This is a genomic window from Streptomyces sp. NBC_01224 (assembly GCF_036002945.1).
Classification (GTDB): domain Bacteria; phylum Actinomycetota; class Actinomycetes; order Streptomycetales; family Streptomycetaceae; genus Streptomyces.
The window spans coordinates 5,454,495-5,478,790 of the sequence record NZ_CP108529.1 but is presented as its reverse complement, the minus strand read 5'-3'; the positions used below and the strand labels follow the sequence as shown (position 1 = coordinate 5,478,790).

The 24,296-nt window shown below is 70.0% G+C and carries 20 protein-coding genes and 1 riboswitch; of the genes, 3 read left to right on the top strand and 17 right to left on the bottom strand.

Annotated elements, in window-relative coordinates; genetic code table 11:
- Window positions 1–32: 32 nt before the first annotated feature.
- The 13 genes from OG609_RS24600 to OG609_RS24540 all read right to left on the bottom strand — a co-directional run bounded on the left by OG609_RS24600 (window position 33) and on the right by OG609_RS24540 (window position 14,134).
- Window positions 33–1,337, bottom strand: coding sequence for a cyclopropane-fatty-acyl-phospholipid synthase family protein (locus OG609_RS24600; protein ID WP_327274806.1), 1,305 nt, complete (start codon window positions 1,335–1,337; stop codon window positions 33–35).
- Window positions 1,338–1,665: 328 nt separating this feature from the next.
- Window positions 1,666–3,051 carry an NAD(P)/FAD-dependent oxidoreductase gene (locus OG609_RS24595; protein ID WP_327274805.1) on the bottom strand — a complete coding sequence of 462 codons (1,386 nt, stop codon included), beginning with the start codon at window positions 3,049–3,051 and terminating at the stop codon, window positions 1,666–1,668.
- 461 nt (window positions 3,052–3,512) lie between these two features.
- Entirely contained in the window at window positions 3,513–4,454 is a 942-nt protein-coding gene (locus OG609_RS24590) for a Ppx/GppA phosphatase family protein (protein WP_327274804.1), read from the bottom strand.
- Window positions 4,455–4,526: 72 nt separating this feature from the next.
- Complete coding sequence (locus OG609_RS24585) at window positions 4,527–5,069, bottom strand: DUF501 domain-containing protein (RefSeq protein WP_327274803.1); 543 nt, start codon at window positions 5,067–5,069, stop codon at window positions 4,527–4,529.
- Window positions 5,070–5,128: 59 nt separating this feature from the next.
- Window positions 5,129–5,599: an FtsB family cell division protein gene (locus tag OG609_RS24580; RefSeq protein ID WP_327274802.1), complete on the bottom strand. Its 471-nt coding sequence runs from the start codon at window positions 5,597–5,599 to the stop codon at window positions 5,129–5,131.
- A 102-nt stretch (window positions 5,600–5,701) separates the two neighbouring features.
- The gene (gene eno / locus OG609_RS24575; RefSeq protein WP_327274801.1) at window positions 5,702–6,982 is read right to left on the bottom strand and encodes a phosphopyruvate hydratase; all 1,281 of its coding nucleotides are present in this window, start codon (window positions 6,980–6,982) and stop codon (window positions 5,702–5,704) included.
- A 367-nt stretch (window positions 6,983–7,349) separates the two neighbouring features.
- Window positions 7,350–8,108: a transglycosylase family protein gene (locus tag OG609_RS24570; RefSeq protein WP_327274800.1), complete on the bottom strand. Its 759-nt coding sequence runs from the start codon at window positions 8,106–8,108 to the stop codon at window positions 7,350–7,352.
- A gap of 3 nt (window positions 8,109–8,111) precedes the next feature.
- Window positions 8,112–8,283: riboswitch (cyclic di-AMP (ydaO/yuaA leader) on the bottom strand.
- A 299-nt stretch (window positions 8,284–8,582) separates the two neighbouring features.
- Window positions 8,583–9,527 carry a transglycosylase family protein gene (locus tag OG609_RS24565; RefSeq protein ID WP_327274799.1) on the bottom strand — a complete coding sequence of 315 codons (945 nt, stop codon included), beginning with the start codon at window positions 9,525–9,527 and terminating at the stop codon, window positions 8,583–8,585.
- A 105-nt stretch (window positions 9,528–9,632) separates the two neighbouring features.
- Window positions 9,633–10,946 (bottom strand): cytochrome P450 family protein, encoded by a 1,314-nt coding sequence (locus OG609_RS24560; protein WP_327274798.1) that lies wholly within the window; start codon window positions 10,944–10,946, stop codon window positions 9,633–9,635.
- A 9-nt stretch (window positions 10,947–10,955) separates the two neighbouring features.
- Entirely contained in the window at window positions 10,956–11,918 is a 963-nt protein-coding gene (locus OG609_RS24555; RefSeq protein ID WP_327274797.1) for a nucleoside triphosphate pyrophosphohydrolase, read from the bottom strand.
- Between the two features lie 47 nt (window positions 11,919–11,965).
- A complete protein-coding gene (locus OG609_RS24550; RefSeq protein ID WP_327274796.1) occupies window positions 11,966–12,622 on the bottom strand; it encodes a SurA N-terminal domain-containing protein in 657 nt (218 codons plus the stop codon).
- A gap of 148 nt (window positions 12,623–12,770) precedes the next feature.
- Window positions 12,771–13,172: a GtrA family protein gene (locus tag OG609_RS24545; RefSeq protein WP_327274795.1), complete on the bottom strand. Its 402-nt coding sequence runs from the start codon at window positions 13,170–13,172 to the stop codon at window positions 12,771–12,773.
- Window positions 13,169–14,134 carry a glycosyltransferase family 2 protein gene (locus OG609_RS24540; RefSeq protein WP_327274794.1) on the bottom strand — a complete coding sequence of 322 codons (966 nt, stop codon included), beginning with the start codon at window positions 14,132–14,134 and terminating at the stop codon, window positions 13,169–13,171. Before OG609_RS24540 ends, OG609_RS24545 begins: the two co-directional genes overlap by 4 nt.
- 123 nt (window positions 14,135–14,257) lie before the next feature.
- Here OG609_RS24540 and OG609_RS24535 point away from each other — a divergent pair, with 123 nt between their 5' ends.
- Window positions 14,258–16,747: a YfhO family protein gene (locus tag OG609_RS24535; RefSeq protein ID WP_327274793.1), complete on the top strand. Its 2,490-nt coding sequence runs from the start codon at window positions 14,258–14,260 to the stop codon at window positions 16,745–16,747.
- On the opposite strand, the gene OG609_RS24530 is transcribed toward OG609_RS24535, so the two are convergent.
- From OG609_RS24530 to OG609_RS24515, 4 genes are all read right to left on the bottom strand, one after another.
- Window positions 16,744–17,577, bottom strand: coding sequence for a glycoside hydrolase domain-containing protein (locus tag OG609_RS24530; protein WP_327274792.1), 834 nt, complete (start codon window positions 17,575–17,577; stop codon window positions 16,744–16,746). The genes OG609_RS24535 and OG609_RS24530 overlap by 4 nt on opposite strands.
- Before the next feature lie 383 nt (window positions 17,578–17,960).
- On the bottom strand, window positions 17,961–19,499 hold the full coding sequence (locus tag OG609_RS24525) for a serine/threonine-protein kinase (protein ID WP_327274791.1): 1,539 nt from the start codon (window positions 19,497–19,499) through the stop codon (window positions 17,961–17,963).
- Window positions 19,496–20,164, bottom strand: a complete 669-nt coding sequence (locus OG609_RS24520; protein ID WP_327274790.1) for a hypothetical protein — start codon at window positions 20,162–20,164, stop codon at window positions 19,496–19,498. Before OG609_RS24520 ends, OG609_RS24525 begins: the two co-directional genes overlap by 4 nt.
- Window positions 20,165–20,283: 119 nt before the next feature.
- Window positions 20,284–22,458: an N-6 DNA methylase gene (locus OG609_RS24515; protein ID WP_327274789.1), complete on the bottom strand. Its 2,175-nt coding sequence runs from the start codon at window positions 22,456–22,458 to the stop codon at window positions 20,284–20,286.
- A 233-nt stretch (window positions 22,459–22,691) separates the two neighbouring features.
- Here OG609_RS24515 and OG609_RS24510 point away from each other — a divergent pair, with 233 nt between their 5' ends.
- Both OG609_RS24510 and OG609_RS24505 read left to right on the top strand, forming a co-directional pair.
- Window positions 22,692–23,528, top strand: coding sequence for a DUF4190 domain-containing protein (locus OG609_RS24510; protein ID WP_327274788.1), 837 nt, complete (start codon window positions 22,692–22,694; stop codon window positions 23,526–23,528).
- A gap of 28 nt (window positions 23,529–23,556) precedes the next feature.
- The gene (locus OG609_RS24505) at window positions 23,557–24,294 is read left to right on the top strand and encodes a hypothetical protein (RefSeq protein ID WP_327274787.1); all 738 of its coding nucleotides are present in this window, start codon (window positions 23,557–23,559) and stop codon (window positions 24,292–24,294) included.
- The last annotated feature ends 2 nt before the right edge of the window (window positions 24,295–24,296 follow it).

Genomic DNA, 24,296 nt, shown 5'->3' with positions numbered 1-24,296 from the left:
CTGCGGGTACCGGCCCTCGGTCCGTCCCGGTGTCAGCCGGTCGCCGACGCCGTCCAGTGGCGGGCCCGCAGCGGCATGCGGGCGGCCCCGCCCTCCGCCGGGCGCACCACGAGGATCTGGTTGACGCCGATCTTGTTGTGTTCGAAGGAGAGGGCGGAGGCGGCCATATAGAGGCGCCAGACCCTGGCCCGTCCCGGCGAGGCCATCCGGACCGCGCGGTCCCAGTTCTTCTCCAGGTTGGCGACCCAGCTGCGCAGGGTCAGTGCGTAGTGCTCGCGGATCGACTCGACGTCACGTGCCTCGAAGCCGGCTTCCTCGAGGGTGGCCACGGTCCGTCCCACCGGGGCCAGTTCGCCGTCCGGGAAGACATAGGCGTCGATGAACTCGTCCACGTGGTACGCGGACTCGTCGTTCTCCGGGCGGCGGGCGATCTGGTGGTTGAGCAGCCGGCCGCCGGGCTTGAGCAGTGCGTAGAGGTCGTCGGCGTATTCGCGGAAGCGGACCGAGCCGACGTGTTCCGCCATGCCGATGGACGAGATGGCGTCGTACGGCCCGTCCCTGACGTCCCGGTAGTCCTGGACCCGGATCTCGATCCGGTCGGTCAGGCCCTCTTCCGCGATGCGCTTCCTGGCGTAGGCGGCCTGTTCGACGGAGAGGGTCACTCCGGTGACCCGGGCACCGTACTCGCGGGCCGCGTGGATGGCCATGGAGCCCCAGCCGCAGCCGACGTCGAGGAGGCGGTCGCCCTCCTTCAGCGCGAGCTTGCGGCAGACCAGGTCGAGCTTGTCTCGCTGGGCGTCCTCAAGATTCCCGTCGTCCTCCCAGTAGGCGCAGGAGTAGACCATGGACGGGCCGAGGACCAGTTCGTAGAAGTCATTGCCCACGTCGTAGTGGTGACTGATGGCCTCCTTGTCGCGGCGCTTGGTGTGGAGGGTGCCGGCGCGGCGGCGTACCTCCTCGGGCGGCGGGGGCGGCGGGAGCCAGGGGCCGGCGAGCTGCAGCAGCCCTTTGGCGAAGGCCCGCACCTTCGGGTCGCGGACCGGGTGGACGCTGTCCTTGGCCTCCACGCCCCGGTCCCAGATCAGCGAGGCCATCAGATCCAGGGCCTCGTACAGATCGCCTTCGATGTCGAGTTCGCCCGCCACCCAGGCGCGGGCCAGGCCCAGTTCACCCGGCTTCCACAGCAGCCGGCGCAGCGCGCGGCGGCTGTGGATGACGAGGACAGGGGCACCGGGCGGTCCGGATTCGCTGCCGTCCCAGGCCCGGATACGGACCGACAGCCTTTCTCCCAGCAACTCCTCGGCGAGAGCGGTCAGCCGCAATGCGGCGTCTGCCATGGCGCACACCTCCGTGATGGTGTTCCCAATGTGCCCAAACATGTCCAAACATGCCTGCAACCACGCCGAGCACCCGCGGCGCCACGACGAGGTACTACACCGTCAACAGTCTGCGGAGCGCGCACCATCCCGCTACGGCGCAACGGAACAGCAAAATACCTGTACAGCACATGTATTGGCTGGTGCGCCGCCATCGGCCCCCCGCACCGCACCGCGCCCCGCCACGCGGCGGCCGGACGCGCCGAAGGGGCCGTCCGCACCACGGATGGCGGACGGCCCCTTCGGGCGTTGTGCACGTACTGCGCGGGCGAGTGGACCCGCGGGCGGACTAGGAGGCCTTGGCCTTCTCGCCCTCGGCCTTGGCGGCGGCCGGTGCCGGGGCCGGCTTGGCGGCCTCATAGAACTCCTCGCGCGGCGTCTCCATGGCGCCGAGCGAGACGACCTCGCGCTTGAGGAACATCGCAAGGGTCCAGTCGGCGAAGATCCGGATCTTACGGTTCCAGGTGGGCATCGCCAGGCCGTGGTAGCCACGGTGCATGTACCAGGCGAGACGGCCCTTGAGCTTGATCTTCATCTTGCCCATGACGATCATCGCAACGCCCTTGTGCAGCCCCAGACCGGCGACCGCACCCTTGTTGGCGTGGCTGTATTCCTTCTGCGGGAAGCCGCGCATCCCGGAGATGACGTTGTCACCGAGGACCTTGGCCTGACGCAGCGCGTGCTGGGCGTTCGGCGGGCACCAGGCGTTCGGGTTGCCGGCCTTGCGGCCGACCATGTCCGGAACCTGGGCGTTGTCGCCCGCGGCCCAGATGTAGTCGGTGCCCTGCACCTGGAGCTTCTCGGAGGTGTCCACGTGACCGCGCGGACCGAGCGGCAGACCGAAGCGGGCCAGCGCCGGGTTCGGCTTCACGCCGGCCGTCCACACGATCGTGTTGGAGTCGACCTCGAGGCCGTTCTTCAGCACGACATGACCGTCGACGCAGGAGTCCATGGAGGTCGAGAGGAAGACCTCGACGCCACGGGACTCCAGGTGCTCCCGGCCCCAGGTGCCCAGCTTCGGGCCGACCTCGGGAAGGATCTTGTCGGCGGCGTCGACGAGGATGAAGCGCATGTCCTCGCGCTTCACGCTCGTGTAGTACTTCGCCGCGTCGCGGGCCATGTCCTCGACCTCGCCGATGGTCTCCGCACCGGCGAACCCGCCGCCCACGAAGACGAACGTCAACGCCCGGCGGCGGACGTCCTCGTCGGTCGTCGAGTCGGCCTTGTCCAACTGCTCGAGGACGTGGTTGCGCAGGCCGATGGCCTCCTCGATGCCCTTCATACCGATGCCCTGTTCGGCGAGGCCGGGGATCGGGAAGGTGCGGGAGACCGCGCCCATCGCGATGACCAGGTAGTCGAAGGGCAGCTCGTAGGCCTCGCCGACGAGCGGCGCGACCGTGGCGACCTTGCGGTCCTGATCGATGGTCGTGACGCGGCCGGTGAGAACCTCGGCCTTCGGCAGTACGCGTCGCAGCGGGACGACGACATGCCGAGGCGAGATGCTGCCGGCGGCTGCTTCGGGGAGGAAGGGCTGGTAGGTCATGTACGACCGGGGGTCGACGACCGTGACGGTCGCCTCGCCGTAGCGCATCTTCTTCAGAATGCGCCGAGCTGCGTACAGGCCTACGTACCCACCGCCTACTACGAGGATCCTGGGACGCTCCGTGGTGCTCATGCCATCGAGTATCCACCCCCCTCTGGGGGCATGCTCGTGAGCCCCTTCACAAGGTATGGCCCACCCTCTGCTACACTTCGCCGCCCGCGTGACCGAGGTCATGGCACCGCAGGGGAACCACGGTGCAGTGGCGAACGTTGTTCACCGCCTGTGAGCTGGCCCTTGAGCCTCCGAGCCGGGTGAACCACCACTCCGATTCACACATCGGCAACGCGTCTGGAACAGTCCCGTATCGACACGGAACGACCCCGCGAGCGGCCCTGGGTACCCATACGGACCAGAACTGCCCCCCACGGGGCCGAATTCCTTGTGAAGAAGTTCACGAACTTCGTGGTGACGTGTCTCGCGAGGCACCCCCCAGGTGGCCCACGAAGGCTCAAAAGTGCAGGCCGGAGAGCGCATGAGCACCGTTCTCGCACCCTGCCGGAAGGCCCCCGCACGCCTCGCCCGCACGAGCGGACCTATGCGATCGACCAGCCGATTCCGTCGAGGATGTCGTGCTCGCTGACGACGATCTCCTGGGCCCCGGCCCGCTTCATCACGGCGAGCAGGATCAGCGCTCCCGAGGTGATCACATCGACCCGTCCCGGATGCATCGCGCCGATCGCGGCACGCTCGGCGTGGGTGGAGGCGAGGAGCCGTCCGGTGATCTCCTGGACCTGGTCGAGGGAGATCCGGGAGTGGTGGATCGCCTCGGAGTCGTACGCGTCGAGCCCCAGGGCGATCGCGGCGACCGTGGTGACCGTCCCGGCGAGACCGACGAGGGTGGCGGCCCCGGTGAGCGGGACGCTCTCCTCGGCGAGATCGAGGGCGGCGTCGATGTCGGTTCGGATCGCGGTGATCTGACCGAGGGTCGGCGGATCGCTCACGACACCGTCGTGCACGAGGTGCCGCTCGGTCATCCGTACGCAGCCGATGTCCACGGATCGCGCGGCCCACACATGGTCGTCGCCGACGACGAACTCGGTGGAGCCGCCGCCGATGTCCACAACGAGATACGGCTTCGCGAGGTGATCTCGGCCCGCGAGCTCCTTGGTGGCGCCGGTGAAGGAGAACTCCGCCTCCTGGTCGCCGCTGATCACCTCGGGCTCGACGCCCAGGATGTCCAGCACGCCGCGGACGAAATCGTCCCTGTTCTCCGCGTCGCGGGAGGCTGAGGTGGCGACGAAGCGTATCTTCTGCGCCCCGTACTCCTTGATCACCTCCGCGTACTGGCGGCATGCGGAGAACGTCCGCTCCAGGGCCTCGGGCGCGAGCCGGCCGGTGCGGTCGACGCCCTGGCCGAGGCGGACGATCTCCATCCGGCGGTCGAGCTCGACGAGCTCACCGGTGGACGGGTCCGCGTCGGCGACGAGCAGACGGATGGAGTTGGTACCGCAGTCGATGGCGGCCACGCGAGTCATGAATGCTCCTGTGGAATCAAGCCCCTCCGGCGATCGAGGAGCGGGGTCCGGGGACGGAGCCCCCGGGAACGGTCAGGCCTCGTCGCCCGCGTCCACGGACTGGCAGGGCGTCACGCACGGCCCCTTGCGCCACCACTCCGGCAGCATCGCGATCGCCTCGTCGCCGAGCGGGTTCACCCCGGGCCCCGCGGCCAGCGAGTGCCCGACCAGCACGTGCAGGCACTTCACCCGGTCCGGCATGCCCCCCGCACTCGGGAAGCCCTCAAGGACTTCGATGGCATCGCGCCGGGCGATGTAGTCCTCGTGCGCGGCCCGGTACGCGGCGGCCAGCTCGGGGTCCGTACCGAGGCGCTCGGTCATCTCCTTCATGACACCGTTCGCCTCCAGCGTGCCGATCGCGGACGCGGCACGCGGGCACGTCAGGTAGTACGTCGTCGGGAACGGCGTACCGTCCTCCAGCCGGGGCTGCGTCTCGACCACGTCCGGGTTGCCGCACGGGCAGCGGTGCGCGATCGCGCGCAGCCCGCGCGGCGGGCGGCCCAGCTGCTGCTGGAACGCGGCGATGTCCGCCTCTGTGGGCGCGGTGGACTCGGTCTGCGGAGGGGGGGTTTCCATGCCTGCCTAGGTTCTGATCGGGCTGCTCGAACTGCGGTTCTGCAGATGGATGAAGAAAGTCAGTCGCGGTCGGCGCTGTCGACGCCGTCCCAGAGATTGGAGTGCCACGGCCGGCCGGACTCGTCCGTCCTGCCGTTGCGCTCCTTGACCGCGTCGGGGTCGACCACCGTGTAACCGGTCTCCCCGGGGAGAAGGTAGTGCAGGTGCTTGCGGGCCAGCTGCCTGATGTACGCATCGTCCTGGAGGCGCGCCTTCTCGTCGCGCAGCTCCTCGGTGCGGGCCGCGGCCTCCTGCGCCATACGCTCCTGGTCGGCGATCTCGTCCCGCTGCGACACGTACTGCCGCATCGGGTACGCGAGCGCGACCACCAGGGAGCAGACGACGAGGGCGAGGAAGGCCGCCCGGCCGGTGAGCCGGGAGCGGCGGGCCTGACGGCGGCTCTGCGACCGGTAGACGCGGGCGGCGGTCTGCTCGCCGAGCAGCCGCAGCCGGGTCGCGGTGGAGAACCGGTCCCGGTCCTTCGCGGCCATGTGTCCGCCTCCCCATTACGCACGTCCGTCCCCGCACACGGTACGGGACCGAGTGCGGGGACGGACGGAGGCCGGGGCCTTCGGCCCTCGAAGGGCCGGTGCTCAGCCCTTGAAACGCGGGAACGCCGAGCGGCCCGCGTACACCGCGGCGTCGTCGAGGATCTCCTCGATGCGCAGCAGCTGGTTGTACTTGGCGACGCGGTCCGAGCGGGCCGGGGCGCCGGTCTTGATCTGACCGCAGTTCACCGCGACGGCGAGGTCGGCGATGGTGACGTCCTCGGTCTCGCCGGAGCGGTGGGACATCATGCACTTGAAGCCGTTGCGCTGGGCCAGCTCGACGGCGTCCAGGGTCTCGGTCAGCGAACCGATCTGGTTGACCTTGACGAGCAGGGCGTTGGCGGAGCCCTCCTCGATGCCGCGGGCCAGACGCTCCGGGTTGGTGACGAACAGGTCGTCGCCGACGATCTGCACCTTGGCGCCGAGCTTCTCGGTGATGACGTTCCAGCCGGCCCAGTCGTCCTCGTACAGCGGGTCCTCGATGGAGACCAGCGGATACGCGGAGACGAGCTCCTCGTAGTACTCGGTCATCTCGGCGGCCGAGCGGGACTTGCCCTCGAACTCGTACTTGCCGTCCTTGTAGAACTCGGACGCGGCGACGTCGAGCGCGAGCGCGATGTCCTTGCCCGGGGCGTAGCCGGCTTCCTTGATGGCCTCGAGGATGAGGTCGAGGGCGGCGCGGTTCGACTCCAGGTTCGGCGCGAAGCCGCCCTCGTCGCCGAGACCGGTCGAAAGACCCTTGGTCTTCAGGACCTTCTTCAGCGTGTGGTAGACCTCGGCGCCCCAGCGCAGGGCCTCGGAGAAGGACTCCGCACCGATCGGGGCGATCATGAACTCCTGGATGTCCACGTTGGAGTCGGCGTGCGACCCACCGTTGAGGATGTTCATCATCGGGACGGGCAGCAGGTGCGCGTTCGGGCCACCGAGGTAGCGGAACAGCGGCAGGTCCGAGGCCTCGGAGGCGGCGTGGGCGACGGCCAGCGAGACGCCGAGGATGGCGTTGGCGCCGAGCGAGCCCTTGTTCTCGGTGGCGTCCAGATCGAACATCGCCTGGTCGATCAGCCGCTGCTCGGTCGCGTCGTAGCCGACGAGCTCCGGGCCGATCTGCTCGATCACGGCGAGGACGGCCTTCTCGACGCCCTTGCCCTGGTATCGGTTGGGGTCACCGTCGCGAAGCTCAATGGCCTCGAACGCACCGGTGGAGGCGCCGGACGGCACGGCAGCACGACCCGTGCTGCCGTCGTCGAGGCCAACCTCGACCTCGACCGTGGGGTTCCCCCGGGAGTCGAGGATTTCCCGGGCTACGACGACGTCGATGGACGGCACGAGGCATCTCCTTCTGGGATATGACACTGATTGTGCAGGGTCACTTTGGCCTTGCGACAAGAGCCTAACCGGCCCGGCCCGCTCAGTCGGACGACCGCCCGTCCCCTGGGACGAAAAAGGACCCAAGAGCGCGCATTGCCGGGCAAACGGTCAGAATTTTACTGATCAGTAACTACAACAGTTGAACGATCACCCATAGTCGGCGCCCCCTGTGCGACAGGCGTCGCTCCCTCTGCACAGAGGGAGCGACGCGCCGCACATGGAGCCGGGGCGTCGGGCAGAGGTGACGCGTCACGCAGAAACCCCGGCCCGGCGCATACGGGGGATTGCGCGCCGGGCCGGGGTGCTCGGGGGGAGTGAGCCTGAACTACTTCGTCAGGTGGAGCTGCTGACCCGGGTAGATCAGGTCGGCGTCCTTGACGATGTCCTTGTTCAGCTCGAACAGCTGCTGCCAACCGCCCTTGACCTTGCGGTCGGCGGCGATCTTGCTCAGGGAGTCACCGGAGGCGACCTTGTACTCGCCGTCGCCCTTCTTGACCTTCTCGCCGGTCGGGGTGGTGACGGTCTTCTTCGACTCGGCCTGCGGGGCGACGGAGCGGTCCGAGCGGGAGGCGGCCGGGGCCTCGGTACGCGCGGTCTTCTCCGGCTGGGCCTGCTGCTTCGGCGCGGCCGGAGTGCTCTTCTGCTCGGTGGCGTTGGAGCTGGAGGTGGAGTTCGAGGAGGAGCCGGTGTCGACGCCCGGGTCGACACCGTCGTTGGTCAGGTTGCCGGCACCGGCGCAGCCCCAGGCACCCGGACCCTGCATGTCGAGGAGCTTCTCGGCGGTGGCGATCTGCTGAGCCTTGGTGGCCAGGTCGGCACGGGGGGCGTACTGCGTACCACCGGCGGCGGCCCAGCTGGACTGCGAGAACTGCAGACCGCCGTAGTAGCCGTTGCCGGTGTTGATGGACCAGTTGCCACCGGACTCGCACTGGGCGACGGCGTCCCAGGTGGCGACAGAGGCGGCGGAGGCGCCGGTCGCGCCCATCAGCGGTACGGCGACAGCGGTACCGGCGACACCGGCGAGCGTGGCGATACGGACGGCCTTGGACGGGCGGCGGTGCTTGCCCTTGCTGGAAAACAGCATGGAACTTCTCCTCACCGACGCCTACGAGGTGAGCTGTCGGGTTCGGGCCAAGTGAGTTGCCCGGTCGCACGTCCTAGCACGCGACTTCACCCCAAGCCGGTCCTGATGCGTCTTTCGACGATCGGGCCCGGCGCTTACCTGGGTCCCCCGCTCCTGCCTACGGCGCTTTACGCGTCTGTTCCCTTCGACCGACGGCAGGATTCGGCGTGACGGTCGACGGGGCCCGCGGTGCGAGCGGTTCCGACCGTAAACATACGCAACCCTCACATTCAAAGACGGACACATCCGACAATCTTCCCCTACTTGCATCTGAGGAACCGTCGTTTCCGCAGGTGGGAGCGGTGCGGAAGGGTCACCCGGGCGCGACACGCCAGTTGACGCAAAGAGACCCATGTCTCACTTACACATAAGCGGACATAGGCCTCTGAACTACCCCTGTTTTTGGGGCTCTTTTAGCCGATTTTCAGACTGCCCTCACTCGGCCTTCACGTCGAGGTCGAGGCTCTGGCCAGGGAGGATGAGGTCCGGATCGGAGCCGACGGCATCCTTGTTGGCCTCATAGAGCGCGGGCCAGCCACCGGGAACCTTCTGTGCGTCAGCAATCGCCCAGAGGTTGTCGCCGGGGTGCACGGTGTACGTACCGTCGGCAGCCGAAGCGCCCGCGTCGCGCGCGTCGGCGTCACCGCGGGAGGCATGGCGGCCCGACTCGCGGTCACCGCCGTTCGCGTCCCGGCTCCCTTCGGGGGCCGGTGCGCCGCGGTGCTTGCCGGCGACGCCACCGGACGAATCGGATGAGCCGGATGAATCGGGTATCCCGGAGGGCGAAGTGGCCGACGCACTGGCCGAAGGCTTCGCAGACGCCTTGGCCTTGCCGGCCGACTTGCCGGCGCCGTTCGAGCCCTTCGAGCCGCCCTTGCCGCCCGAGACCCTGTCCGACGGCGTGGCGTCATCGGACGGGGCCGCCGACGCGCCGTCAGCCCGCCCCGCGCTCTGCGTCGGCTCGGAGGAGGGCGCGGAACCCGGGTCGACACCCGGCAGCGTCCCGTCCACCGCGAGGCCGGAGATGACCGCACAGCTGGGCCACGCCTGCGGACCCTTGTCGTCCAGGACCTTCTCCGCCACGGCTATCTGCTGCGCGCGGCTGGCGAGGTCGGCACGCGGGGCGTACGTGTCGCCGCCGTACGCCTTCCAGGTCTCCTGCGAGAACTGCAGACCGCCGTAGAAGCCGTTGCCGAGGTCGGCGCTCCACATGCCGCCGCTCTCGCACTCGGCCACCCGGTCCCAGGTCGTGGTGTCGGCCGCGTGCGCACTGGCCGCACCGAGCAGCGGGATGGCGATGGCCGATCCGGTCACGCCCGCGGCGACGACGATGGCGGGTGCCTGACGAGGGCGACGGTGTCTGCCGTTCGCGGAGCCCATGGGGTTGCCTTCCGTGTGACTGACGAGTGACTGGTGAGTCGAACGGTGAACCTAGCGGGACTCGAACGTGTGTCACAAGTCGATGCAGCACAGATCACGTGAAAGTCACAGAGTTGACGGAGCGTCACTTCGCACCGGTGCGGACCCCGGTGTGAACTCCACGGGCAGAGTGCGCAGTCCGCGCATGATGAGCCCGCCACGCCACCGCAAATCGGTAGGTTCCACCGCAAGCCGCAGATCCGGAAGGCGCCTCAGAAGCGTCGCGAGCGCGGCCTGTCCCTCCAGTCGGGCGAGCGGTGCTCCCAGGCAGTAGTGGATGCCGTGCCCGTATCCGAGGTGCTGATTGTCACGCCGTGCGAGGTCGAGCGTGTCGGGGTCCCCGAAGCGCTCCGGGTCGCGGTCGGCTGCGGCGAGTACGACGAGTACGGGGTCGCCGGCCGCGATGTCCTGTCCGCCGAGCGTCAGCGGCTGGGTGGCGAACCGCCAGGTCGCCAGCTCCACCGGGCCGTCGTACCGCAGCAGTTCCTCGATCCCGGTCTCCAGCAGGTCGCTCTCCCCCGCGTCGAGGGAGTGCTGCAGCCGCTCGCGCTGTGCGGGGTTGCGCAGCAGTGCGTACACCCCGTTGCCGATGAGGTTGACCGTCGTCTCGAACCCGGCGAAGAGCAGGATGAAGGCCATGGCCGCGGCCTCGTTCTCGGTGAGGTGCTCGCCGTGGTCGCTGGCCCGGATCAGCCCCGAGATCAGGTCGTCCCCCGGGTTCTCCCGCTTGCGGTGGATCAGTTCGGCAAGATAGCCGCGCATCTTCTTCACCGACCTGGCCACCCCGCCGCGCGGGCCGCCGCCGTGGCGGATCATCATGCCCGCCCAGTCCCGGAAGTCGTCCTGGTCCTCGCGCGGGACGCCGAGCAGATCGCAGATCGCGTAGATGGGCAGTGGGAACGCGAAGTCGTGGATGAGGTCCGCCTTCCCCTCCGCGATGAAACGGTCGATGAGGCGGTCCGTCAGTTCCTGCACCCGCGGCGCGAACTCGGCGACCCTGCGCGGAGTGAACGCCTTGGAGACGAGGCGGCGCAGCCGGGTGTGGTCGGGCGGGTCGATGTTCAGCAGATGCGTCATCAGCTCCGCCTTGCGCTCGCCCGGGATGCCCGTCTTCCCCTTGGCGTGCGCCGGCTCTGCGTGGTGCGCCGGGTTCTTGGAGAGCCGGGTGTCGGCGAGCGCCTGCCGGGCGTCGGCGTATCGGGTCACGAGCCAGGCCTCGACACCGCTGGGCAGCGCGGTCCGGTGCACGGGACTGTGCTCGCGCAGCCAGGCGTAGGCCGGGTACGGGTCGGTGGCGAACTCCCACGTGAAGAGTTCGGGGGCGCCGGCGGGGCAGGCGGCGGGGTGATCGGCTGGGCGGTCGGCGGGGCTGTGGTTCACCCTCCGACGTTATCCGTTGCCCTCCGCCGCCCGGATGGCGTCCCGGTAGGCGCGGCCCGCGGCCCGCAGTGCGGCTTCGGGATCGACGCCGTCCCGTTCGGCGCGTACGGCGAGGGCGAGGAGCTCGTAACCGATGCCGTCGCCCGTGGGGAGCGCCACATCGAGTCCTGCGGTACGGACCCGGCCGGCCAGCTTCGCCGCGAGCGCCAGTCCGGGCTGGCCGAGCGGGACTCCGTCGGTGACCGAGTCGCGCTGCTTCTCGATGGCCTTGGTCCGCAGCCAGTGGGCGTGCACGTCCTCCGGGGTCTCGGCGCTCTCGTCGCCGAAGACGTGCGGGTGGCGGTGGATCAGCTTCTCGACGAGGGTCGCGGCCACGTCGTCGACGGAGAACGGCTCGTCTTCGGCCTCCTCGGCGATCCGGGCGTGGAAGACGACCTGGAGGAGTACGTCCCCGAGTTCCTCGCGCAGCTCGTCGCGGTCGCCGTCCTCGATCGCCTCGACGAGTTCGTACGCCTCCTCGATGGCGTACTTGGCGAGGCCCTTGTGGGTCTTCTGCGAGGTCCAGGGGCATTCGATCCGGATCCGGTCCATGACCTGGACCAGATCGAGGAGCCGGGCGCCCGGCAGATCGTACGAACCGGGCAGCAGCTCCAGGTCCGGCATCTGCACCCGGCCCGAACCGGCCAGCCGGGCCAGCCCGTCGGTCAGCGGTCCGCTGCCCTCGCCGCCCGTGAGAACGACGACGCTCCGGCCGCCCGCACAGGCGTCGACGAGCTCCTGCGCGGTGGGCGCGGAATGCTCGACGCCGACGCCCGCCTCGCGCAGATACGGCAGCTGCGGGTGGTCCGGCTCGGCGCAGAGCACCCGGTCGGCGGCGTGCAGCGTCTGCCAGGCGGGCCAGGACAGAAGTCCGGGCGCGACGCGGTGGCTGGCGGTGAGCAGGACGATACGGCCGGGGTCTTCAGCGTTCACCGTTCGAATCTACCCCGGTCGGTCCGGTCGCCGTTTTCCGCAGTCCTCTAGGCTCCGGACCCGTCGCCCGTCTCTGCGGGCTTGGTGACTTGGGTGATCCAGGGGGCCTTGTAGTTGGCGAGCTGGGTCTGCTTGTTGTCCCAGGCGCCGTAGCGCGGATTGACGTCGACCTTCAGTGCCTTCGACGCCTTGCTGAGCGCATCGCCGACGGCCTTCTGCCCCTCGGGCTGCTGCAGGTCGGCGCCGAGCGCCTGGGCCAGCTTCGTCAGCTGGACCTGCTCGCGCAGGACGGCATCGATCTGGCCGGGGGCGACCCAGCTCTGCTGGAGCATCGCCGTCCGCAGCTGCGCCTCCCCGCCGGACTGGGCGGCCGCCGCCTTCCGCATCTGCTGGATCTCGTTGCGGCTGACGGTCACGCCCGCGTCCTGCGCGGCCCGGTCCAGGACCCGGTCGAAGATCATGCCGTGCAGCTTGGCCCGGCTGAGCTGCCCGGACTTGTCGATGAGCTGGGACGATTCCTTCGAATCGAGCTGGGCCTTGCGTACGGCCGCCACCTGGCCCTGCAGCGTGGACACCTCGATCCGGTCCCCGCCGACGAGGGCCGCGGCGCCCGGGTGGGCCTGGCCGCCGCAGGCGGTCAGGAGTGGGGCTCCGGCGAGCAGTGCGGCGGAAACGGTGAGCGCGGTGCGACGGCGGCGGTGCAAAGGAACCTCCCGGGGAGAGTTTGTGCATCAGTGCACAAGACCTTGCGGTGATCGATGTTAGGCAGTGGATGTGGTTGGGGCCACTGGTTCGACCAACGATTCGGAAGGAGTTGGGGATGTGGGCCCGTTCAGGGGTGCCCGGCGGCGCTCAGGACACGCGTTCGGCCGCCGGGACCTTGCTGTCCGGGCGCAGCATGATCGTGCGCGAGACGACGAATGTGATCGGGATGGCCGCCGCGGCCGCGACCAGCGGCGCGTACCGGCTGCTGAACCCGGCGAGGTCGACCAGCAGATAGACACCACCGGTCGTGATGACGAAGTTGGCGGCGTTGGTGAGCGGGAAGAGCAGGAACTTCCGCCAGGTCGGACGGGTCCGATAGGTGAAGCAGGAGTTCAGGAAGAAGGAGCCGGTCATGCTCAGCGCAAAAGCGGCCGCATGGGCGGCGATGTACGGCAGCCGGGTCAGCAGGACGAGGTAGCAGCCGTAGTACGTGCCGGTGTTCACGACTCCCACGAGGGCGAATCGGGCCATCTGTGCCTTGACCGTCATCGGCGTACGAACTCCTGGGGCTCCCGTATCGGCTGCCGCGCCGCTTGGGTGTTCGTGGCCTTCACCAGGAAGTGCGGGCGCCGCTTCACCTCATAGTAGATACGGCCGACGTACTCACCGACCACCCCGACCATCACCATCTGGACCCCGGCAAGGGCGGTGACCACGACGAGCAGGGTGACATAGCCGGGGGTGTCGACCCCTCTCACCAGCGCGACGCCGACGATCCACGCTGCGTAGGCGAAGGCGACGGACAGCAGCAGCATGCCCAGATAGAGCGCTGCGCGCAGTGGCTTGTTGTTGAAGGAGAGAAGCCCGTCGAGACCGTAATTGAGAAGCTTTCCGAAGGTCCAGGCGGAACGGCCCTCCTCACGGACGGCATTCTCGTAACTGAAGGTCGTGGTACGGAATCCCACCCAGGCGAAAAGGCCTTTGGAGAACCGGTTGTATTCGGTGAGTTCCAGTACGGCGTCGACGGTGCGGCGGGACAGCAGCCTGAAGTCACCGACGCCGTCGACCAGTTCGACGTCCACCAGGCGGTTGATCAGCCAGTAGTAGGCGCGGGCGCTGACGGTGCGGGTAACTCGATCGCCCTTGCGGGTGCGGCGGGCGATCACCTGGTCGTAGCCGTCCTCGTGCTCCTGGATCATCCGGCCCACGAGCTCCGGCGGGTGCTGGAGGTCGGCGTCCATGATGACGACCGCGTCGCCCTCGGCGTGCTGGAGGCCGGCCAGCATGGCGGCCTCCTTGCCGAAGTTTCGACTGAAGGAGACATAGCGGACCCGCGGGTCGGCGGCGGCCAGTTCCTGAAGGATCACCAGGGTCCGGTCCGTGCTGCCGTCGTCGACGTAGACCAGCTGGAATTCATGTCCCAGCCCGGTCATTTCGTCCGTGACTCGTTCATGTAAGCGTTCGAGGATCTCTTCCTCGTTGAAACAAGGCACCACCAGCGAGATCAGCACGGATGTACATCAACCCGTCCGCATGTCGGAATCCGACGCTTCATATGACCGATGGGCGTCCATCAAGTGAACTGACCTATTTCAGCAGGGGTTTATGCGTTCGGGGCTGGCATATTCCCGCGTATGCCGACTTTACGTCCCCGCCTGCGTGCGGGCTCGCTCGCCGCGCTGCTCACCGTCGCCGCCGTCTGTGCGGGTGATGCCTGGGCGCGCAGCTTTCCGTTCGGGCCGCGCACCCGGAGCGTCAACGACCTGGGCAATCAGTTCGTGCCGTTCCACGCCCGGCTGTGGGACCTGCTGCACGGGAGCGCCGACGGCGGAGTGCTGCTCAACTGGACGTCCGGGTACGGGACAAGCTTTCTGCCGGATCTCGGCACCTATCTGACCAGCCCGTTCGCCCTGCTCGTCGGGGTCTTTCCGCGCGACCGGATGGATCTCGCGGTCTATGTGGTGACAATCCTGAAGATGGCGTCGGCCGCGGCGCTCATGGCCCTGTTGCTGCTGACGCTGCGCGGCGGTCGCTGGTGGGCGGCGGGCGTGCTCGGTGGTTCGTACGCGCTGTGCGGCTGGTCGATCGTCGAGGCGTCGTACAACCCGATGTGGCTGGACGGTCTGGTCGCCCTGCCGCTGCTCTGCCTGGCCGCCGAGTGGGCCCGGACGGGACGGCACCGCATCGCCGCGCCGTTGCTCGTCGCGGTGGTGTGGGCGGCCAACTTCTACACGGCCTACATGGCGACGCTCGGGGCCGCTCTGGTCCTTGCGGCCCGGCTCTTCACGGAGCGGGAGGACCGACGGGCGGTGGGCCGGGGGCTGGTGCGGGCTCTCTGCACGGTCGGGGTGGGTGTCGGTCTCGCGGCGCCCGTCCTGATTCCCGTCTATCTGGGGACGAGGCACGCCTACCCGGGCTGGGACCGGACGTTCGCGCCCGCCGCCTGGCCCGATGTGCTCGCCCGGCTGCTGCCCGCCACGTACAGCTTCTTCACTCCGGCTCTCTTCCTCGGTACGGGCACCCTGCTCCTGGCCTGTGCGCTGGCCTTCCAGCGGTCCGTGCCGCGGCGCGAGCGGTGGGCGTGGGCGGGGCTGGTGGCAGGGGTCGCGCTGTCGTTGCAGTGGGGGCCGACGCATCTGCTCTGGCATGTGTTCGCCACGCCCAACGGCAGTCCGTACCGGCAGACGTTCGTACTGGCCGGGCTGGTGGTGATCGCCGCCTGGATCTCGGTCTCGTACGACTGGCCGGGGTGGCGGGCGCTGCTCGGCGGCGGCACGGTGCTGGTGCTGATCGCGGCCGGAGCCGGCATCAGCGCCCTGGTCACGCGTTGGACGTATCCGCTGTTCGCGGCCGGTCTGGTGGCGGCGGTGGGCGCGCTCCTGCTGGTCGGGCGTGGCCGGAGGTTCGCGGCGCTCGCCGCTGTGCTGCTGATCGGCGCACAGGCCGGGCAGGCCGCCGCGACCACCGCGTTCGCCGACCGGCAGAGGCTGAACCGGCTCGACCACTACGCGCCGTGGGGCGAGCGGCAGCGGATACAGGCGGCGGCGGTCGCGGGCGCCGACGGCTGGCCGCGCTATCGCACGGACCCCGGCCGGGAGCAGACCACCGCGAACGATCCGCTGCTGGTGGGTGGGCAGGGCGCCGCGTACTACAGCAGCCACACGCCGGCTGTGCTGACCCGCACGCTGCGTGCGCTGGGCGGCGGCTGGACTTCGAACGGCCGGGCCGTGCAGAGCCTCGACAACCCCGTCACGGACGCGATCTTCTCGGTCGGTGCACGGGTGCGCGGGCCGCGCGATCCGTATCAGGTGTGGAACGCCCCGGACGACCGGCCGGTGACGGTGAGCCGCGAGGAGGCGCCGCCGCTGGTGACGGTGCGACGGCCGGGAAGGCCCGCGGCGTTCGGCCGGTCGCCGTACCGGAACCAGGAGGAGCTGCTGGGTTCGCGGGTCTATACGGTGCCGACGACGGTGCTGCGCGCGCCGGACGGTGGCGCGGTGACGGACCGGGGTGCGTACGACTACCGGGTGGGGCGCGGTACGTACACGCTGACCGCCCACTGTCCGGCCGCCTCGGAGGCGTATCTGTGGACGCCCGATCTGTTCGGCTCGGCGCGGCTCGGCGCGGGCCCGGAGGTCGAACTCAAGGGGCAGCTCCCGGCCCGGCGCGCCCCGATGGGGCGCCTGGGAACGGCGGGTGGGAGCGCGCCGGTGGTGGTCACGCTGACCTCCGTACGCGAAGGGACCGTGCCGCACGAGGCGATCGGCTGCCTGGACCGGTCCCGGCTGGCCTCGGCGGTCGCCGCTCTGAAGCGCACAGGTGCGACCGCCGTACATGTCACCGCCGTCGGCATACGGGCCGAACTGCCGCCCGGCAGCACCGGAACCGTCGTGATCGCCGCGCCCCGGATCGCAGGCTGGAGCTGCCAGGGCCGGCCCGCCGACGGCTATCTGGGCCTGGTCGCCACCCCGGCCCCCGCCCGCGGCACCTCCGTCGACTGCACGTTCCGGCCCCCAGGCCTGCGGGCGGGTGCGACGGTGGGCGCGGGCGCGGTGCTCGCCCTGCTGGTGGCCGGGATGTGGGGAGCACGGCGACGACGACGGGACCCGGCCTCCGGGAACTAGCCCACGATCGCGACCGGGGCGTCCCAGGCGTTCCGGTCGATCGTGAGCGTGCCCCCGGTGTGCGTCACCTTCTTGTTGACGGCGTACTGGTGACCGCGGCGGTGCCCGGTGTACAGCGTCGACGCGTACGGAAAGCCCTTGGTCGTGGAGTACACATCGTCGTAACGGGCGTACCAGAGGATCTCCGGCAGGTCCGTGCGGTTCGTGGCGTTGGCCACGACGGCGGCGCTGGAGTTGCTGAAGCCGTAGAAGCCGGACCAGTACCCCTTGGCCTTGACCGTCTTGTCGAACGACCGGATGTAGGCGAGCACCGTGTTCACGCAGGAGGTGTTCTTCGGGTCGAAGTACTCCATGTCGAGGTAGACCGGGCTGCCCGGCTTCATGCCGAGGGCTGCCTCCTTCGCCACGGCGTCGTTGGCGTCGGTGACGGCCAGCGAGGTGGCGTTGGCGGCGGTCATCTTCTCGGGGTTGGCGCTCGTCTGGCACGGCGGCTGCGCGCCGACGTACAGCGGGACCAGTTTCCATCCGGTGGCGCTGACGGACTTCACCCAGGAGGCGGTGAGGTTGGGCTGAGCGCAGCCGCGGTTCTTCCCGCCGACGTACACGGCGGCACCGTGGTAGACGGAGGAGCTGTACCAGCCCTTCATGGTGGTCAGCGACGGTGCGGTGCAGGTGTCGAAGACATGCCCGGTGTAGATCTTCGGCGCGGGCCTGGAGACCGTGGTGGCGGTGGCGGCCTCGGCGGCGAACGCGCCGCCGGCGAGAACGGCGACGCCTGCCACGGCCAGGGAGATACGACGGCGCTTCTTGGATATGCGGTGAGAAGGCACAGAGACCTCGACAGTGCTCGAAAGAAGTGTGAGGCCGACGGGGCAGGCGAGTCGTCAGCCGCCCCGGCGGCAGATCACGGTCTCATGCCGCGGTCGGCGGTTCGCCGACGAATGAGGCATTCCGTACAGCCATTACAGAAATTTGGCGTGCTCATTGCCTTCACCGCGTATGTCGGGGCCCGTCGGCCCTCTCCACGGCGAGTGGGCGCGGAGAACCACGCCGAGAGCGACGACCACACCGGGAGTGCACGGCTCTTGAGACTGTGTACAGCTCAGCACGCGCGCCCGGGGTACCTTGCCACACGAACACCCGCCACCGTGCCGCCCCTCATCCAACTCAGCACCCCGGACCGGCCGGGGATCTCCCCCTCTGCCGGTCCCCGTCAGCCGCCGCGCACCTCCACCTGGCGGTCGAGGCGGCGGCGCAGCTCCACCGGCAGCGGATGGTGCGGTCCGTACGCCCGCTCCGTGTCGTACAGCAGCCCCTGCAGCTGTACGCGCGCCGCCACATGGTCGCCGACCGCGAGCAGCAGGTGCCCGATGCGGTTGCGGATCTCGAAGGAGCGGGCCGGGTCGTTGCCCATGGCGTGGTGGTTCTCGTAGTACGGGAGAACCGCGCGGTACTCCGCGAGAGCGGCGGCCGGTTCACCGAGCTGCTCCAGGCACTGGGCCGCGTCGTAGCGGAACTGGAGGGTCTGGGCGTCGGCCGGGCCGGCCTCCGCCGCGCGGTCGTCGGCGAGGCGGCGCAGTTCGGGCAGGGCGCGGCGGTACTGGCCGTCGTCCATCAGCGTCGCCGCGTACTGCTTGCGCAGGATGCGGACCACGGCGGAGTCCTCACCGTGCTGTTCGGCCGCGACCGGGAGGATGGAGCCGAGGATGTCCACGGCCTGGGTGATGCGGCCCTCCCCGAGCAGCTTCTTGACGTCGTCGACGGCGGCGACGACATCGGGCCGGGCTGCGGCCGGGGCGTGCGGGGCCTGAGGAGGGGGCGGAGCGGTCGCGCGGTCGGGCCACGGGGCGTGCGGGCGCAGGAAGGGGCGGGTCGGGTCGAGCGGTCCTGTCGGGAGCCCTGCGCCCCGGGTGGGGAGCAGCGGGGCGAGGTGTTCGTACACCTCCTGGGCGCCGGACGGGCGGTGTTGCGGGTCCTTGGCCAGCAGCCGCAGCACCAGCGCTTCGAGCGGTTCGGGGATGTCGGGCCGGATCCGGCGGACCGGGAGCGGTGGCTCGTAGAGGTGGCGGTGCAGCACGCCGAGGGCGGTCGACCCCGCGAACGGCACATCGCCGCTGAGCAGTTCATGAAGGAGCACACCGAGTGCGTACAGATCGGTGTACGGGCCGACAGCACCGCCCATCGCCTGCTCGGGAGCCATGTATGCCGGGGAACCGATCGGTGAACCGGTGTGGGTGAGACGGGTGGTGTCGGTGTCCAGGACGGAGGCGACACCCAGGTCGAGGACGGTGAGGGTGCCGTCCGGACGCACCATCACATTGCGGGGCTTGAGGTCGCGGTGGACGATCGGCACCGCGTGCACGGCACAGAGGACGGCGCAGAGCTGTGCGGCGACCGCGACGGACCACTGCCAGGGGTACGGGTCGTGCTCGGCGAGATGGTCGGCGAGGTCGGCGCCCTCCACGTACTGCATGACGAGGTACAGGTCGTCGCCGTCGCTGCCCGCGTCGTGGACGGTGACCAGGCCCGGGTGGTCGACCTGGGCGGTGACCCGGCACTCGCGGACGAAGCGGCGGCGCAGCTCGCCCGCGGCCTCGCTGCCGATGGGGCCGGTGACCCGGTCGGGGCGGAGCAGCTTCACCGCGACCCGGCGGTCCAGTCGCTGGTCGTAGGCCGTCCAGACCTGGCCCATGCCGCCCTGGCCGAGGATGGTCGCCAGCTGGTACCGCCCGCCGATGAGGCGCCCGCTCACCGTCCCTCCTCCTTGCGGAGGTAGTCGCTCAACTCGTCGAGCTCGGCGCGGACCTGATCGATGCGCTGGGGCTGGGCATGCGGTTGAGGGTACGGCTGGGGGTGCGATTGAGGGTTCGGTTGAGGGTGAGCCGAAGGGTGCGGCTGGGGCTGCTGGTACTGCTGCGGTGGTGCGGCGGGCGGCTGCATCGGCTGTATCGGCTGACGCGGCGGCTGCCGTTGTACGGGCACGGGCGCGGGGGCGGGCACACGCATCGGCACCGTTGGCGCGTATCCGTACCCCGGCGCCGAGGGCGCGTAACCGCCCATGAGGTTCCGCTTCGTGAGCTGTTCGTAGTGACGGATGTCCCCGACCAGGTAGTAGGCGGAAGCGGCCGCCATCGCCAGCAACAGCAGCGGTATGAGGATGTTGTCGATGCCTGCGGGCTCGTCATTGCCGTCCCTGCCGAGGATCGGCAGGAGCACACAGACGAACACGAACCCGGCCCCGGTCAGCCACCAGTCGGACGTCCGACGGCGCACGATCGCGAGGCGGAGCAGCGGGCTCCACAGCAGCAGTCCGAGCGAGCACACCGAGAGCACGACGAACAGCACACGCATCGAGACGATCCAGGCCCGGCTGGGAACCCGGCGCGGCGGCGTCGGCGGATGACCCGGGGCGTACATGGCTGCTCCTGGAGACCTGGTCGTGAACGTCCGCGCACACGCTCCGTGTACGCACATCCGAGCGTAAAGGGCGACACCGACAACCGGCCCCGGGTTGTACGGAACCGTTGTGGTTCAGCTCACCTCGGCGCGACCGTGCCGTCCGTCAGCCCGTCGTACATCCCCTGGACCAGTTGTCCGCCGAGCCGGCCGGCCAGCCGGAGCGCGTCCTCGAACTCGGCCAGGGCGCGGAACCGTTCCCCGTACCTCTGCTGCTCCGCGAGCGGCAGCCGGGGCAGTTGGAGGCGGCGGGCGTCCAGCCGGGTGGCGGTGGAGGCGTAGCTGCTGGCCTGGCGGTTGTTGGCGGTGCCGCGCAGGAAACCGGCGAGGAACCAGGGGTCGAGGGCGGTCGGATCGGGGCGCAGCAACTGGAGGTTGCGGCCCAGTGCGGCGCCTGCGGTGGCGTCGTCGATGACACGGGCGACGGAGCCGCCGCCGAGCACGGGGACGACGACATCGCCCGGCTCGACGAGGACCGGCTCCTCGGGGGGCCCGTCGACGGGAAGGCTTCCCGAGGGGGCGGTGGAGCCGAGGACGTCGTGTTCCGTGAGGACAGGGACCGGGCCGGTGCCGGAGCCGCCGGTGCGGAGTTGGAGGGCGCCGGCGCGGGCGAGTTCACCGACGGTGGTGAGCGGCCAGTGGGCCGGGTCGGAGAGGGTCACAGCCGGCGGGGTGAGGGTGCCAGTGAGACCGAGCGTCTCGGTGAGCCGTTCCCGTACGCGGATCAGTTCGGCCGGTCCGCCCGCGGCTGCCGGGGGCGGCAGATGCCGGGCGGGGGCCAGGTCCACGTCGTCGTCGAGGAGTTCGATGACGGGGACGGCGCGGCTGACGCCCGGGCGACCACCGAGCGGGTGGCCGGGGCCGGTCCGGTCCGCCCGGCCGGGCCTGCCCATGCCTGCATCCTCGCCCTCGCCCACGCCCACGCCCACGCCCACGCCCTCGAACGACTGCCAGGCGTCGAGTACGGCGCTGCGCACCGCCTGCCAGTCGAGCCGGTCACGTCCGCCTGTCGGGGCGGCGGCCGCCGGGCCCGCCGAGAGGGATTCGGCGGGTTCGGCGGTGTCGACGAGCAGCAGCTCGGGCGAGGGATGCAGGCCGCTGCCCGGCTTGCGCAGCACCCAGAGGTGGAGCGGGATGCCGTACGGGGGTGCGGCGCCGGCGGGGAGCGCGATGACGGCGCGCAGGGCGCCACGGCGCAGCAGATCGGCGCGGATCCGGCGGCCGGAACGACGTGACGCGGCGGCCGGGGGCATCAGGAGTACGGCGGTACCGCCCTCGCGCAGATGGGCCAGAGCATGCTGGACCCAGGCGAGTTCGGACTCGGTACGGGCCGGGAAGCCGTACTCCCAGCGCGGGTCGTAGGCGAGCTCGTCGTGACCCCAGTTGCGCTCGTTGAACGGCGGGTGGCACAGGACGGCATCGGCGGCGAGCCGCGGGAAGGCGTCGGCGCGCAGGGTGTCGCCGGTCCGTACCGCGAGGGCGCAGCTGTTGTCGGAGTCGGTGAGCAGGGCGAGCCTCAGTGCGGTGAGCGCGGCGAGGTCGGGGTCGGTCTCCTGCGCGTACAGGGCCGTCGGTCGGCCGACGGCGCGCAGCAGGGCGCCGGTGCCCGCGGCGGGGTCGAGGACCGTGCGGGCGGGCTGTTTCCCGGTCTCCACCAGGGCGGCCATCAGTTCGGCGAGTCCGGGCGGGGTGAGCGTGTACTGGCGCGGGTTGGCGTCCAGTTGGCGGCCGAGCAGAAACTCGAAGGTCTGCCGGGCCCCGGTCTCGGCAGCGAGCTCCGCGGCGCCGCGGAGCAGCGGAATGGACGGAAGCAGTTCCGCGCGGCTGGGGGTGTGAACAACCCGTCCGGCTTCCGCGGCCGGCCCGAAGCGGGCGGCGAGCACGTCGTTGAGGGCGAGGGACAGCACACCGGCCATCCGCTCGTCCGACACGGCGGTGATCTCGGGCCAGACGGTGGGGCTGTTCCGCAGGAGCAGCAGGGCGCAGCCCGCGTGGACCAGGGCGGGGACCGCGCCGGCCGGGTGTCCCGCGAGTTGCTGCCAGACCCGTTCACGGACTGGGACCTCGGCGAGTTTCCCCTGGTCCCGCAGCCATCGCTCGACCTCGGGCAGCGCGAAGGAGGGGCTCGTCTCAGTGCCACCGACGGGCTTGGGGAAGTCGGCATGGCGACGGCGCCAGTTACTGACGGCGGCGCGCCCCACGCCCGCGAGCCGGGCGATCCCGGCCGCGGTCACCTCTGTCGAGTTCTCCGGCACTGGCTGTCTCCCTGGTCGTGATCCCGGCGGTCCTGGCAGTCGTCCCCGTACTGGTTGTCGGCGAGCATACCGACCCCGTTCACGTGACATCGATTCACAGCGTGCATCAACCAATCCAGCGTGAATCATGTTGACTCGGTTCACAAGCTCTGTTGTTATTGACCTGTCGCTACACGAGAGCGATGCACGGAACCGCTCACCACCCATCTCTGCATTTGCCGGAGGGCACAGCCATGTCCCAGTTCACGCAGCCGCCGCAGTCCCCCCAGCCCCAGCAGCCGTACGCCCCCACCCAGACGCCGGGCATGCGCCCGGCCCGTAATGGACTGGGCATCGCCGCTCTCGTCCTGGGTGTCATCGGCGCCGTCTCGGGCCTGATCCCGTTCATGTTCTGGCTGGCGGGCATCCTCGGCGTCATCGCCCTGATCCTCGGCCTGGCCGGCCGGGGCCGGGCCAAGCGCGGCGAGGCCACCAACAAGGGAATGACGACCTTCGGCGCCGTCCTCGGCCTGATCTCGCTGATCCTCGCGGTGGTGGGTGCGGTGATCACGTTCAAGGCCGTGGACGATGCGGTGAACGACCTCAACAAAACGGTGTCGGACACCACGGCCTCCGCGAAGCCGAAGCCCGGCAGCGACTCCGCGAAGGGCGGGGGCGCGGAGAAGAAGAAGGACACCGGCAAGGCGCTGGAGGCCGGTGACTCGGCCGTGTACGACGACGATCTGACGGTCACGGTCGGCGACGCCACCTCGTACACCCCGGACACGTACGCCGCCGGGCACACCAAGGGCAACAAGGCCTACCGGGTCGCCGTCGTCATCGAGAACGCGGGCAAGGAGAAGTTCGACTCCGCACTCGTCAATGTCACGGCCCGCGCCGGCCAGGACGGTGTGGACGCCGAGCAGATCTTCGACGGCAAGGTCGGCCAGGGCTTCAGCGGCACGGTACTGCCGGGCAAGAAGGTCACGGTCCAGTTCGCCTTCGACGCCCCCGCGGACGCCAAGAACCTGACCGTCGAGGTCAACCCCGGCTTTACGTACGACGCCACCCAGTGGGACCTGAAGCTCTGACCTTCCCTCTCGACCGGAGCCGACCACCATGCGCCCACTCGCCCGCACCGCGGCAGCCGCTCTCTGTACCGTGACAGCCCTCGGCCCCACAGCGGCCTGTGACACGCTCTTCGACGATGCACGAAGCGCCGCTCCCTATGCACGGCTGACCGGCCCCGAGGTCGTCAACAAGGCCCTCGCAGCGACCCGGGGCGCCAAGTCGGTACGTATGACGGTGGAGACGACCTCCTCCGAGGGCCCGGTCGAGGCGTTCGTCGCCACGGACGTCAGGGGCGAGTGCACGGTCACGCTGTCCATGGGCGCGGCGGGCACGATGGAGCTGGTGCGGACGGGCGGCACGGTCTACACCCTGTCCGACGCCGCGATGCTGCGGGCGGCCGCCGCCCCGGGCACGCCGCGCAAGGATGCCGAAGCCGAGGTCAAGAGGCTCACGGGCCGCTGGGTGAAGGCGCCCGCCGACGACCGGCACACGAGGCTGGCCCTGCGCTACTGCGACCGGAAGGAGTTCCTCGACCCCCTCGCGTCGAAGAGCGGAACGGCCCGCAAGGGGAAGCCGGCGACGCTCGACTCCGTACCCACCCTGACCGTCACCGGCAGGACGGACGACGGGACATGGACGGCGAGCATCGCCGCCGAGGGCAGGCCCTACCTCCTGAGGACACGCCTGACGGACGGAGCACGCGGCGACGGCCGCCCCCTCACCGTCGAGTTCTCCGAGTTCGACAAGCCGTTCACGGCGAAGAAGCCGAAGATCTCACCCGTCTGACT

Coding starts and splice junctions, on each gene's coding strand:
- OG609_RS24600 (WP_327274806.1), bottom strand. CDS start 1,337: ATGGCAGACGCCGCATTGCGGCTGACCGCTCTCGCCGAGGAGTTGCTG.
- OG609_RS24585 (WP_327274803.1), bottom strand. CDS start 5,069: ATGGAAACCCCCCCTCCGCAGACCGAGTCCACCGCGCCCACAGAGGCG.
- OG609_RS24520 (WP_327274790.1), bottom strand. CDS start 20,164: ATGTACGCCCCGGGTCATCCGCCGACGCCGCCGCGCCGGGTTCCCAGC.
- OG609_RS24590 (WP_327274804.1), bottom strand. CDS start 4,454: ATGACTCGCGTGGCCGCCATCGACTGCGGTACCAACTCCATCCGTCTG.
- OG609_RS24545 (WP_327274795.1), bottom strand. CDS start 13,172: ATGACGGTCAAGGCACAGATGGCCCGATTCGCCCTCGTGGGAGTCGTG.
- OG609_RS24570 (WP_327274800.1), bottom strand. CDS start 8,108: ATGCTGTTTTCCAGCAAGGGCAAGCACCGCCGCCCGTCCAAGGCCGTC.
- OG609_RS24595 (WP_327274805.1), bottom strand. CDS start 3,051: ATGAGCACCACGGAGCGTCCCAGGATCCTCGTAGTAGGCGGTGGGTAC.
- OG609_RS24510 (WP_327274788.1), top strand. CDS start 22,692: ATGTCCCAGTTCACGCAGCCGCCGCAGTCCCCCCAGCCCCAGCAGCCG.
- OG609_RS24580 (WP_327274802.1), bottom strand. CDS start 5,599: ATGGCCGCGAAGGACCGGGACCGGTTCTCCACCGCGACCCGGCTGCGG.
- OG609_RS24535 (WP_327274793.1), top strand. CDS start 14,258: ATGCCGACTTTACGTCCCCGCCTGCGTGCGGGCTCGCTCGCCGCGCTG.
- OG609_RS24565 (WP_327274799.1), bottom strand. CDS start 9,527: ATGGGCTCCGCGAACGGCAGACACCGTCGCCCTCGTCAGGCACCCGCC.
- OG609_RS24505 (WP_327274787.1), top strand. CDS start 23,557: ATGCGCCCACTCGCCCGCACCGCGGCAGCCGCTCTCTGTACCGTGACA.